The sequence below is a fragment of the Bradyrhizobium sp. genome (assembly GCF_030693485.1).
Taxonomy (GTDB): Bacteria; Pseudomonadota; Alphaproteobacteria; order Rhizobiales; family Xanthobacteraceae; genus Bradyrhizobium.
The window spans coordinates 1-12,200 of record NZ_JAUYAN010000230.1 but is presented as its reverse complement, the minus strand read 5'-3'; the positions used below and the strand labels follow the sequence as shown (position 1 = coordinate 12,200).

Genomic DNA, 12,200 nt, shown 5'->3' with positions numbered 1-12,200 from the left:
TGACCGTCGGTGGCAACCGCGCGCAGCGTCGCGGCCTTGGCGGTTCCGGCGGCGTGCAGGTAGATGCCGTTGAGATAATATCGCGTCTCTTCGGTGGAGATCGCAAATTGCGTGCGGTCGATCAGCCGCTTCATGTCGCTTGCGGCGAGCGTGAACGAATGGGTCATGTCGCCGGCGGCGAGATCCGGGAAGTCGCTTTCCGGCAGCGTTTGCAGCGTGAAGCGCGAGCGCCCGGCGCGGATCGCCAGCACGGCGCGCTCGCCGTCGCTCTCCAGCACGATCTGCGCGCCGTCCGGCAGCTTGCGCACGATGTCGTAGAACATGTGCGCCGGCACGGTGGTGGAGCCGCCGGTCGCGGTTTCCGCCGCCAGCGTCTCCGTCACCTCGAGGTCGAGGTCGGTGGCTTTCAGCGACAGCCGGGCGCTCTCGGCGCGGATCAGCACGTTGCCCAGGATCGGAATGGTGTTGCGGCGCTCGACCACGCGATGGACGTGGCCCAGCGATTTCAGCAGTTGCGCGCGTTCGACGGTGACCTTCATAGCAATACCCGCCTGATCCCTAAGATGGAAAAGCCGGGCGGCCCGAAAGGCGCGCCGCGGCGTTTGAAACCCGAAAAGCCTGACCGAAGCTGGATTTGACCAAACCCCCCGGGGGGACCGCAAGGTGGCGCGGATGGCCCGCCAGCGCAAGCGGAACGCACGCTCGCTCCCCACATTTTGCCGGAGAAATTCAAGGTTTCTCGTCGTCCCGGCGTGCGCCGGAACGACGAGTTGAGGTGCAGGCAGACGCTACTCCTGCAACTGGCGCTTGAGCGATTCGACCTCTTCGGAGAGCGCCACGTCCTTGGAGACCAGGGCCTCGATCTTGCGCACGGCGTGCAGCACCGTGGTGTGGTCGCGTCCGCCGAACCGGCGGCCGATTTCCGGCAGACTCCGCAGCGTCAGGGTTTTCGCCAGATACATCGCGACCTGGCGTGGGCGCACCACATTCGCGGTACGCCGCGACGACAGCAGGTCGGAGCGGCTGACATTGTACTGCCGGGCCACCACGCGCTGGATGTCCTCGATCTTGATGCGCTTGGGTTCCTGCGGCCGGACCAGGTCGCGCACCTCGCGCTCGGCCATTTCCAGCGTCACCGGCTGGGCGTTGAGCTTGCTGTGCGCCAGCAGGCGATTGATGGCGCCTTCGAGGTCGCGGCCATTATGGGTGATGGTGCGCGCGAGATAATCCAGTACCGGTGCCGGCACCTCGAAGGTGGCGTGATGGGTGCGGGCGGCGGCGACGCGCGACTTGAGGATTCCAAGCCGCAGTTCCTCGCCGAGCGATCCCATCTCGACCACCAGGCCGCCGGCGAGGCGCGAGCGCACGCGGTCGTCAAGGCTTTCGAGGTCGGACGGCGGACGATCCGCCGCGATCACCACCTGGCGGCCGGCGTCGATCAGCGCGTTCAGGGTGTGGCAGAATTCGGCCTGGGTCGATTTGCCCTGCAGGAACTGGAGGTCGTCGATCACCAGCACGTCGATGCCGCGCAGGGCTTCCTTGAAGGCCAGTGCGGTCTGTGTCTTCAGCGCGGCTACGAAGCCGTACATGAATTTTTCCGCGGTCAGGTACAGCACCTTGCGTTCGCTGCCGGAATTGCCGGCCCAGGTCACCGCCTGCAGCAGATGGGTTTTGCCGAGGCCGACACCGGCATGGATATAGAGCGGGTTGAACATCACGCTGTCGCCGCGCCGTCCCTCCGCCACCTGGCGCGCTGCCGCATGCGCCAGGGTGTTGGAGCGGCCGATGACAAAGCTGCCGAAGGTCAGGCGCGGATCGAGCGGCGAGCCGCCGAGCGCATCATGGCTGGCGGACACTGGCGCGATCGCGGTCGCGCGCAGCTCGGGCGCCGGCCGGCCGTCGGTCCGCTCGGGACGGCGGGCATCGAGCGGCGCGGCGACTTCCTTGGCCGGCGCCGCACAGCGCATCGCGGTGCGCACGGTGAGGTCGATGCGGTGCACTTCCGGCATCTCGGCCTGCCAGCAGGTGAGCACGCGCTCGGCATAATGCGCCTGGATCCAGCTCTTGAGAAATCGCGTCGGCACCGAAAGGCGGACGCTTTCGTCCTGTACGCTTTCCAGATCCATCCGCGCGAACCAGCTCGTATAGACGTCTTCGCCGACGCTCGATCGCAGCCGACCCTTCACGCGTGACCAGCGATCCTGTTCGATATTTGTCATTTTCTGACGACTTTTCTGATGGAGTAAAGTTCCCTGCGAAGCAGCCGCGCGCGTGTTTCCGCGCGGCGTGACCTCAAGCGAGGCTCGGTCTCCAGCCATGGACTGGCCGCTCGGCAAGATGCCGCTGGCCTAAATCGTCGGCTGGAGGCGAAGCGTTCGCGAGGTCAGCGCGTACTCAACGGTCTGTCCGGAGCTCGCGCGGGGGGCCGCATGCAGCCGGCGGCCAAGGCGTCCAATACGTCATCGGTGGAAACTGGCATCTGGTCGATTGCCGCGATGATTCCGTAAAGCATACAGCCTCCCCCTCTCGCCGCGATTGCCCGCGGCGAGGTGTCATACTAAGCGTGTTTCAAATTCACCCGGCCGCGCCTGAAGCCTGGAATCGTTCAGCCGCCATGCCGTTTCGTTCAGCCCGTTTTTTTACCCGTTCGGGTGCTTCGCCTTGCGTTTCCCGGCTGGCCGGTTTCGTATTTCTCTTGTTCAAGACGAACGGGACACGAATGCCCCGCCTTGAGAAATTTCGACACAGAACCACATTCCCCATATTGCTATGAGGCTTACTCCGACAATCGCTTGGAAAGCGTCGCCAACGCGCACACCGCCGCCGATTTGCACGTCCGCCCCGTTTCTTAAACCGCGCTGGTCTGAAGAGCCGTGGGCGCCGCGAACGCCCTAAGAGATACATCATGCCTTGTTTCCCGCAACGAAAAGATTCGCGGCGAGCGTCGCCGACAACCACTTCGCACTCGCGAAACCAGCCGTTGGGTTGCGCGGCGAGCGGCAAGGTTTTGAATCTGCGCACAGATTCGAAACCCGGAAGCGCTGTGACATTTCTGACGATAGCTTAAAATAAATTCATAATTCGTTTACGATTGAATGGGGCGGGAATGAGTTTTCCAACAAGCGCTCGGCGCTATGCCGATAAGTGACTACGCACGCGCCATTTTTTTTGATCGTCGGAAGAGGGTAACCCTGAGGCGGCCTGCAGCAAGTTCGCGCCGTCCCGATTGCTATTTACAAAGCGTGGCCGAGCATCAAGGCGGCCTGCGCCTCAAGAACTTATAAGCTCGCCTTCCTACATAGCGCCAGTAAAACTACCGACGCGCCGGTATTGCGCCGGTTGCCGGTTGCCGATTGCGGTGCGGTGCAAGTGAAAAAAGAAAAAGCCCGGCGTGGCCGGGCTTTTTGACGAATGTCTTTTTCGTTCAGTTTTATTTCGCGAGCTTTGCGATCTGATGGGCGAGCCGCGAAACCTTTCGGCTCGCATTGTTCTTGTGAATGATGTTGCGCTGCGCTGCCTGCATCAGTTCCGGTTCCGCGCGCGTCATCGCCTTCAGCGCCGCATCGCGGTCGCCGCTCTTGATCGCTTCTTCGACGATGCGAACCGCGCCGCGCATCTGGGTGCGGCGGGACTTGTTGACGATGGTGCGGCGGGCAATCTTGCGCGTCGCCTTCTTGGCGGAAGTTGTATTGGCCATGTTCTCAAATATCCTTCGGCGGTGACCGGTCGCTGAGTGGTCGGGCTTGAGCGCGCCGGCCGTTCAACCGCCTGATCGAAGCTGGTGTTTTCCGGATGTTCCCGAGATGCCATTGCAGGCAGGCTAAAATGCCTGCATGACGGCGTCGTTCAAAGAACAGCGGCGGCGGGATTGCGCCCGCCGCCATTGCCGGTCTTATAGAGGGCGGGCCTTGCAGCGTCAACGCCTTCCCTGCTGCCGGGCGCCGGTCGGCCGGTTTCGGGAATACGGATAAGTTGCTGAAGTGGTTGAATTTCTCAAGGGGTCCCGTTAAGCCCTGACCGCGTTCGGGGCGCGACAGATATTAAGGTGACGCATGATCCGCGGTTTCTTCCGACTTGTGGGGCTGTTGCTGCTGGCCGGCGGATTTATCTTCATGGTCTATGACGGCGCCCGCTGGGTCGCCGATCAGACCCTGAAATTCACCCGGTTTGGCCAGTTCTGGAACGATATCCATCAGTCCAGCCAGCAGGCGTTCCGGGCCTGGCTCGATGGCACCGCGCCCTGGCTCTGGGACGGCGTCGTCAAGGTAATCCTGGACCAGCCGGTTTTTGCCGTGCTGGGCGTACTCGGCATTCTGCTCATGTTGCTGTTCCGGCCGCGCAAGCCGCTGATCGGCTATTCCCGGAACTGAATGGGCGGATCCTGCCGTCCTTAAGTTCAATGGTCCCGCCGTAACAGGGCTGCCGCCGCCGGCGTAAAGAGATATATTAGAATCACAGATGATGCGTTCGAATGGCAGCGGATCCGGGGTTGCCCGGAACTGAGCCTTCGACATCGAGAGGTGATCCCATGTTCTTCATGCGCAAGACCACTGCATTGCCGAGCGCGGCCGAGGCGCTGCCCGGCCGTTCGACGCCGATCCCCACCGCCAAAACCCATTTCGTCAATGGCCGCCAGTTGCAGCCGCCATATCCCGCGGGCATGGAACAGGCCGTGTTCGGGCTCGGCTGCTTCTGGGGCGCGGAGCGCAAATTCTGGGAACTCGGCGACGGCATCTACACCACAGCCGTGGGTTACGCCGGCGGTCATACCGCGAACCCGACCTATGAGGAGGCCTGCTCGGGCCGCACCGGCCACACCGAGGCGGTGCTGGTGGTGTTCGACCCGAAGAAGATTTCCTACGAGCAACTCCTGAAAACGTTCTGGGAAAGCCACAACCCGACCCAGGGCATGCGTCAGGGCAATGACGTCGGCACCCAGTATCGTTCCGCAATCTACACGTTCGGCGACGCGCAGCGCCGGGCCGTCGATGCGTCCAAGGCGGCGTACCAGAAGGCGCTGGCGGCCAAGGGCCTCGGCGCCATCACCACCGAAATCGCTCCATCAGGCGAATTCTATTTCGCCGAGGACTATCACCAGCAATATCTCGCCAAGAATCCGGCCGGCTATTGCGGGCTCGGCGGCACCGGCGTGTCGTGCCCGATCGGCGCCGGCGTCAGCGCGTGATGATGTTCTTCACCCTCCCCTGAAGGGCCCCTGAAGGGGGAGGGTGAACACCGAGCCCCGGCGCCAACGATTTGTTAACCATAACCGGTGCAAGACTTAAGCTGTCTCGCTATGAGGGATGGCTCCGGTGCGGGTTGCGCGCGCGTTTCGATTGCCCGTCATTGCCGCCATTGCCGCGCTCGCGCTGTCGGGCTGCATGCGGCCGTCCGGGCCGGTGGCGGTGCAGTCGCAAGCCGATCTGGATTCGATTGCCTATGGCCCGCCTTATCATTCCGCCCCGGTCGTCGTTGCTTCCAGCGGCGGCGCAATCTCGGCCCTTCGCTCGAGCTTTGCCGGACCCGGCCGGGCCTATGCCCCGGCGCCCGTGGTCTACGCCGCCGCACCGATGCCGGTGCCCGTGGCCTACGACACCGCCTATCATCTCGACGCCGGCGATCGGCTCCGGGTCGTGGTCTACGGCCAGGAAGGTCTCACCAACACCTACGCCATCGCCGCCGGCGGCTCCATCACCATGCCGCTGATCGGCGCGGTGCCGGCGCGTGGCAAGACTCCCGCGCGACTCGCCGCCGACATCACCGCCAAGCTGCGCAACGGCTTCATCCGCGAGCCATCGGTGGCGGTGGAGATCGAGGCCTACCGGCCGTTCTTCATCCTCGGTGAGGTCGCAGCCCCCGGCCAATACCCCTACGTGCCCAACATGTCGGTCGAAAGCGCGGTGGCGATTGCCGGCGGCTTCTCGCCGCGCGCCCGCCGCGACCGCGTCACGCTCACCCATACCGATGCATCGGGCTCGATGCGATCCGTGGTGCCGCTCGGCACCAGCATCAGCCCCGGCGATACCGTGCTGGTCGGCGAGCGCTGGTTCTAGTCGATAGCATTCCCTTCTCCTTGAACAAGTCAAAAGCCGATGCTGTTCCGATCATCCCGTGCGGCGGCATTGTCATGGCTGGCTGTGGTGAATCAGCGCGTTCGGCGTGATGTGCCCGATAGGAGACTTGCCTCGATCCAGCCGGGAGCATATGCCCGATAAACTCAATCCATCGAAATCTACCAAGGGGAAAAGATGAGCATCCGTTCGCCAATCAAGGTCGTGCGCACCGCAATTTCAGCTGCAACGATCGCAGGCGCCGCCATGACCGCCGTATGTGCGTCGGCAGATCAGGCGGCGGCGCAGTCCTATCCGGAACGGCGAATAACCTTCGTCGTGCCCTATCCCGCAGGCGGAGCCACCGACGTGTCGGCCCGCCTGTTGGCCAACAAACTGTCGGAAGCGTGGAAGCAAACTGTCGTCGTCGAAAACAAGTCGGGCGGCGGCGGTGTGGTCGGCAATGATTTCGTCGCCAAGGCGCAGCCCGATGGCTACACCGTGCTGATCGCCATCACCCAGATCATCCAGGCGCCCAGCCTCATTTCAAAGCTGCCCTACGACGTCTTCAAAGATCTCGCGCCGGTGACCCAGGTCGGATTGTCGACGATCGTGCTGACCGTCCCCGACGCGCAGCCCATCAAGTCGGTCAAGGACCTGATCGACCACGCCAAGGCCAACCCCGGCAAGGTACCCTACGGCTCGTTCGGCAACGCGACGACGTCGCATCTCTACGGCGAATTGCTCAAGAAGAACGCGGGCATCGATATGACCCATGTTCCCTATCGTGGCGCGGCGCCGCTGGTGAATGATCTGCTCAACAACACCGTGACCGCAGCCTTCGTCGATCTGACCACGGCCAACCCTCAAATCCAGGGCGGCAAGATCAGGGCGCTGGCGGTCGGCGGCGAAAAGCGCAGGACCCAGTTGCCGAACGTGCCGACGATGGCTGAACTCGGTTTCCCCGGCTTTGAGGCCGAGGGCTGGATCGGCGTCTTCGTGCCCGCCGCCACGCCCAAGGATATCGTCGCGAAACTTTCCGCGGAACTGTCGCGCATCATCGCTTCTCCCGAGGGGGTCGCAGGGCTCGAGACGGTCAGTCTCATGCCGGTCGGCGGTTCGGCGGGAACGTTCGAAGCCACGCTGCGCCGCGACTACGCTCGCTGGGCGGATGTTGTGAGAGCCACGGGCGTCAAGGGCGAGTGAAGCGGCGCATAATGTCATTCCGGGGGCGGAGCGAAGCGACGAGCCCGGAATTCATAACCATGATCGTGAGTATGGATTCCGGGTCTGGTCCTTCGGACCATCCCGGAATGACGATGGTGAGAGGCTCGGTCGTCAGTCATTTTTTCAGATGCTTGGCGAAGAATGCCATGCTGCGCGGCCAGGCGATGTCGGCGCTGGCCTTGTCGTAGCTGGCCCGTTCGTCGCAATGAAAACCGTGCTGCGCGCCGGGATAGACGTGAACATCCACGTCAGGCCGTTTTGACTTGATGGTCTCGACGTCGGCAAGCGGAATGCCTGCGTCCTTCTCGCCGAAATGCAATTGCGTCGGCACCTTGGGCTTGTCGTCGGCGAAGCGTACCACGGCGCCGCCGTAATAGCCGATCGCCGCCTTCAGGCCCGACAGTTTGGTCGCGGCGGCATAGGCGAGGCTGCCACCGAGGCAGAAGCCGATGATGCCGACCGGTCCGACATGTTTGACGGCGTCGATCGCGGCCTGGGTGTCGAGCAGCATCGCCGCCCAATCCGGATTGGCGACAAATTTTCGCGCATTGGCGATCTCGTCCGGCGAATAGCCGCACTGGAAATTGGGCTCGATGCGGTCGAACACCGAAGGCGCGATCGCGACATAGCCTTCGCCGGCGAGACGGTCGCAGACCGAACGGATGTGGTGATTGACCCCGAAGATTTCCTGGATCACCACCACGGCCGCCTTCGGCGCGCCGGTGGGGTCGGCGCGATAGCCGCCGAGTTGAAAATGATCCGAAGCCGTCAATTTGATGTCTTGTCCCACGGGTCATCCCTTGGTTGAGAGTTGATCTTCCTGGCGAACGGTCGAGGTCGGCAGCGCCTGCTATTGCCACATCCAGTTGTGGCCCCAATCGCCCTTCCAGCCGGCCAGCCGGCCGCCGCGGAATTGCAGATAGAGCCGGTGGCGGTGCGGAAACAATCCGCTTCCGCCGAGGTCGCGGAACGCCAGGAAGATTTCGTTGCCCGGGCGTCCCCTGATGTAATTGAGCGGGACGCCGAGCGCGCGTGCGGCGTCCCCGGCGTCCATGCCGAAGGCCAGCGGCGTGTTGTTCGACAATGTCGCGGTGAACGGCGGCGGGGTGGGGCCGCCGAGCGGCGGGTGCCGTTGCGCATGGGCGGGCGCGGGCATTCCGCCCAGCACCGTCACGAAGACTGCGGCGACGAATGATTTCATGACGCAGCCTTCGGCGTTGCCTTGCCGTCGAGGCTGCCGAGGAAGGGCAGTACCGCGTCGATGAAGGCCCTGGGCTGGTCGATGTTGACGGCATGACCGGCGGCGGGGATCACCACTTTCACGGCGCCCGGAATCTTGGCCGCCATGTAGTCGGAGGCGGCGAGGAACGGCGTGTCGTCGGCGCCGACCACGACCAGCGAAGGCACCTTGATATCGGGCAGCGATTCGATCACGCGGGCGTCGCGCTGGGTCAGCATGCCGCGCGCGGCGCGCGCCAGCCCCAAGGCATCGCGATGGCTCACCTCGGAGCGTTCGCGGCTGGCTGCCTTCAGTACAGCGAGGCCCTCGCGCTCGAAGCGGTCGCCGGTCTCGTTGGCGCGCTTGTTCCAGGCCTCGCGCGCCTCGTCCTTCTTGAAACCCGGTCCGGTGTCGATGATCAGCAGCGCGCGGACCCGCTCCGGATGGGCGCGATAGAATGCCAGCGACATGTAGCCGCCGAGCGAAAGCCCGCCGACGATCGCGCTGCTGGCGCCGACCTCGTCGAGCAGCGCGGCCATGTCGGCAACCGTTGCAGCCTCGCTGTAGGCCGCGGGATCGTCGGGATAATCCGAGCGGCCGTGGCCGCGCATGTCCCACAACACCAGTCGATGACCTTTCGACAGCGCCTCGACCTGGCCCTGCCACATCTCGCCGGTCGATGAATAGCCGTGAGTCAGCAACAGCGGCGGGCCGGAGCCGTGAACCTCGTAATAGATGTCGATCCCGTCACGGCTGAGTTTTGGCATCGCGATTTCCCCTGGCGATTTCCTGATGTCTCTTTTGACCCTAGTCTAGCGCGATCCGCCCGCCGAGGGGAAATGCCCGACTTTGCGGTCACCGGCGACCCTTCCGTCTGACGTAAGGCGAACATGAAGGCGTAAAGCGACGTGTCCTCGGTAACAACGATCCGCCGGAGGTTTCCTCCGGCGGATTTCTTGGCGACACTGCCAGCAGCCGTCATTGCGAGGCCTTCGCAGGGCGGGTTCGCTTTAACCCGCCGCTCGATGGCGGCATGGCGGGTTAAAGCGAACCCGCCCTGCGCGAGCGCGGAACCCTGGCACGCTGCCAAAGACCCGGCGGTTGTTGCCAACAGCATCCTGTGACACCATCCAGGCACCGCTGCCGGTCACGTCTGGATGCCTATGCCAACTCGAAAATTTGCCTGGGAAGAGCTGTCGGATGAGCAGTTGCTCAAGCAACGCCTCAACAGCCTGAAGGTCAAGGTCGAAGGCACCTGGCTCGAGGATTGCCTCCGCACGCTGAACGAAGAGCTGCAGGCGAAAGGCATCCGGCTGCGGCCGCATGCGTGGATATCGAGCGAATGGTTCAGCCCGGCGGATGTGCCCGGCATCGCGATTCCCTTCTATCTCGCCCATCCCCGGCTGATGAAGCTCGAAAAGAAGATGATGCTCGACGTCGAGGGCGGCACCTGGTCCGAGTGCATGGCCATTCTCCGGCACGAAGCCGGCCATGCCGTGCAGCACGCCTGGCAGCCGCAACGGCGCCGGCGCTGGCAGCAATTGTTCGGCCCGTCCTCGAAGCGCTATCCGCGCCACTACCGGCCCAATCCGGCGAGCCGGCGTTTCGTCCAGCATCTTCGGCTCTGGTACGCGCAGAGTCATCCGGACGAGGACTTTGCTGAAACCTTCGCGGTGTGGCTGCGCCCGCGCTCGAACTGGCGCACGCGCTATGCCGGCTGGCCGGCGCTGCAGAAGCTCGAATATGTCGACGAGCTGATGGCCGAGATCGGGGGAACGCGGCCGCCGGGCCTGTCGCGGGAGCGCGTCGATCCGCTTCACTCGCTTAGCCAGACGCTGGCCGAGCATTACCGGAAAAAGCAGGCGTTCTACGCCTTCACGCCGCCAAAAACCTACGACCGCGATCTCTCCCGTCTGTTCTCCGCCGATCCGCGGCACCGGCGGGCGCCGGCCGCCTCGGCCTTCATCCGGCGGCACCGCGCCCAGATCAGGCAGCTGGTGGCGCGGTGGACCGGCGAGAACCAGCTCACGCTCGATGCCGTCCTTGACGACATGATCCTGCGCTGCCGCGAACTCGATCTGCGTGCCCCTGGCTCGGAGCGGAAACTGGTGATCAACTTCACCATCCTGTTGACCGCCAAGACCACGCAAATGATGTTCGGCCCGTCGCGGCGAAAATGGATCGCGCTATGAGACGGCTACGCGTTCTGGTGCTGATGCATCCGGACTTCATGCCGCCGGACTCTGCCGACGGGTACACCGCGCAGGAAATCAACAAATGGAAAACCGAATTCGACGTCGTCAGCACCCTGCGCGCGGCCGGCCATGACGTTCGCCCGCTTGGTGTGCAGGAAGAGATCAAGCCGGTGCGCGACGCGATCGAAGGGTTCAAGCCGCACATCGTGTTCACGTTGCTGGAAGAGTTCCACAACGAGTCGGTGTTTGACCAGCACATCGCGAGTTATCTGGAGCTGTTGAAAATCCCGTATACCGGGTGTAACCCGCGCGGCCTGATCCTGGCGCGCGGCAAGGACCTTTCCAAGACACTGGTGCACCATCGCCGGATCGCGGTGCCGGCCTTTGCCGTGTTTCCGATGCGCCGCAAGGTCAAGCGGCCGCCGCGCCTGGCGCTGCCGCTGATCGTCAAGAGCCTGAGCGAGGACGGATCCTTCGGGATCTCGCAAGCGTCCATCGTCGATACCGACGAGCAGCTCGCAGAGAGAGTAGCATTCGTTCACGAACGGCTCGGAACGGCCGCCATCGCCGAACAATACATCGAGGGACGCGAACTCTATGTCGCGGTGCTCGGCAACAACCGGCTGCGCGTTTTGCCGGTGTGGGAACTGAAATTCGGCAGCATGGGCGGGCAGGGGGCACGGCAGATAGCCACCGAAAAGGCCAAACACGATCCCGGCTATCAGGAGCGCGTCGGAATCGTGGACGGGCCGGCCGAGAACCTTGCGCCGGAGGTATCCGCCCGCATTCAGCGAACGGCGAAACGCATTTACCGCACGTTGAAACTCGATGGATACGCTCGCATCGACTTTCGTCTCGCTGCCGATGGTACTGCGTATTTCATCGAAGCCAATCCCAATCCCGAAATAGCGAAGAGCCAGGAATTCGCTACAGCCGCCCGGCATGACGGGCTCGACTACCCCGACCTGCTGCATCGCATTCTGGCGCTTGGAATCAGCCGGGCGAAGGCAGGCGCATCCGTGGGTTGAAGGTGACGCGCGCGGGTCTGCCTCACGGGCGTTTCCGGATTGACCCGACGCGATGCGACAAATTAACACGTCGGGCAAGATTTCGCTTTTCCAGAAACCCAAATCACCGCTAGGAATCACGCCATCCTGTCCCCAGGCAAGGGGCGTTGGCCATCGTTACCGAACGCTGGGATGGGATGCGGTGGACGCGGCGGCATCGGGCGCGGAACGGGATTGCAGGGCGGGTAAACTCCGTGAGCGGCCTGGAACGTGCGAACGAGCGGTGTCGAAGCGTACGGCAAAAGCGTGTGGACCCGATGCCTCACTGGTAGGCGTCAAGTCTTGCGGAGGTGCTGCAGGCCCGACCGGGCCGCGGCGCCGGTTTCCGCGGGGCGACGGAGGCGACAAAGGCCATAATTCTCCGGGGTGAGCGCGTGATAAGCCGTCAAGCCATTGCGCAGGGAATGTCGGATGTTCTCCGCTGCCCTGTATGCTCGTGTGC

General features: G+C 63.6%; 12 protein-coding genes. 6 read left to right on the top strand and 6 right to left on the bottom strand.

Going from position 1 to position 12,200, the window contains the following annotated elements; genetic code table 11:
* The 3 genes from dnaN to rpsT form a co-directional block, all read right to left on the bottom strand.
* Nucleotides 1–539: DNA polymerase III subunit beta (gene dnaN / locus Q8N40_RS16930; RefSeq protein WP_305712619.1), on the bottom strand; the 539-nt coding region annotated here is incomplete at its 3' end.
* 249 nt (nt 540–788) lie between these two features.
* Nucleotides 789–2,219, bottom strand: coding sequence for a chromosomal replication initiator protein DnaA (dnaA, locus tag Q8N40_RS16925; RefSeq protein WP_305712618.1), 1,431 nt, complete (start codon nt 2,217–2,219; stop codon nt 789–791).
* A gap of 1,211 nt (nt 2,220–3,430) precedes the next feature.
* Nucleotides 3,431–3,697: a 30S ribosomal protein S20 gene (gene rpsT / locus Q8N40_RS16920; RefSeq protein ID WP_305321873.1), complete on the bottom strand. Its 267-nt coding sequence runs from the start codon at nt 3,695–3,697 to the stop codon at nt 3,431–3,433.
* Nucleotides 3,698–4,052: 355 nt separating this feature from the next.
* Between rpsT and Q8N40_RS16915 the strand changes: the two genes are divergently transcribed.
* The 4 genes from Q8N40_RS16915 to Q8N40_RS16900 all read left to right on the top strand — a co-directional run bounded on the left by Q8N40_RS16915 (nt 4,053) and on the right by Q8N40_RS16900 (nt 7,256).
* Nucleotides 4,053–4,370 (top strand): hypothetical protein, encoded by a 318-nt coding sequence (locus tag Q8N40_RS16915; protein WP_305321874.1) that lies wholly within the window; start codon nt 4,053–4,055, stop codon nt 4,368–4,370.
* A 158-nt stretch (nt 4,371–4,528) separates the two neighbouring features.
* Nucleotides 4,529–5,185: a peptide-methionine (S)-S-oxide reductase MsrA gene (msrA, locus tag Q8N40_RS16910; protein ID WP_305321875.1), complete on the top strand. Its 657-nt coding sequence runs from the start codon at nt 4,529–4,531 to the stop codon at nt 5,183–5,185.
* A gap of 118 nt (nt 5,186–5,303) precedes the next feature.
* A complete protein-coding gene (locus Q8N40_RS16905; RefSeq protein ID WP_305321876.1) occupies nt 5,304–6,053 on the top strand; it encodes a polysaccharide biosynthesis/export family protein in 750 nt (249 codons plus the stop codon).
* 195 nt (nt 6,054–6,248) lie between these two features.
* Nucleotides 6,249–7,256: a tripartite tricarboxylate transporter substrate binding protein gene (locus tag Q8N40_RS16900; RefSeq protein WP_305712617.1), complete on the top strand. Its 1,008-nt coding sequence runs from the start codon at nt 6,249–6,251 to the stop codon at nt 7,254–7,256.
* A 136-nt stretch (nt 7,257–7,392) separates the two neighbouring features.
* Here the strand turns inward: Q8N40_RS16900 and Q8N40_RS16895 are convergent, their stop codons facing one another.
* Genes Q8N40_RS16895 through Q8N40_RS16885 form a run of 3 tightly spaced genes read right to left on the bottom strand, consistent with a single transcriptional unit; the run spans nt 7,393 to nt 9,263 of the window.
* A complete protein-coding gene (locus Q8N40_RS16895; RefSeq protein WP_305712616.1) occupies nt 7,393–8,067 on the bottom strand; it encodes a dienelactone hydrolase family protein in 675 nt (224 codons plus the stop codon).
* A 60-nt stretch (nt 8,068–8,127) separates the two neighbouring features.
* Nucleotides 8,128–8,433, bottom strand: coding sequence for a hypothetical protein (locus Q8N40_RS16890; RefSeq protein ID WP_305712620.1), 306 nt, complete (start codon nt 8,431–8,433; stop codon nt 8,128–8,130).
* A 41-nt stretch (nt 8,434–8,474) separates the two neighbouring features.
* On the bottom strand, nt 8,475–9,263 hold the full coding sequence (locus Q8N40_RS16885) for an alpha/beta fold hydrolase (protein ID WP_305321879.1): 789 nt from the start codon (nt 9,261–9,263) through the stop codon (nt 8,475–8,477).
* Between the two features lie 396 nt (nt 9,264–9,659).
* On the opposite strand from Q8N40_RS16885, the gene Q8N40_RS16880 reads away from it, so the two are divergent.
* Nucleotides 9,660–10,688: a putative zinc-binding metallopeptidase gene (locus Q8N40_RS16880; RefSeq protein ID WP_305712615.1), complete on the top strand. Its 1,029-nt coding sequence runs from the start codon at nt 9,660–9,662 to the stop codon at nt 10,686–10,688.
* Nucleotides 10,685–11,719: an ATP-grasp domain-containing protein gene (locus Q8N40_RS16875; protein WP_305712614.1), complete on the top strand. Its 1,035-nt coding sequence runs from the start codon at nt 10,685–10,687 to the stop codon at nt 11,717–11,719. Before Q8N40_RS16880 ends, Q8N40_RS16875 begins: the two co-directional genes overlap by 4 nt.
* Nucleotides 11,720–12,200: the final 481 nt, after the last annotated feature.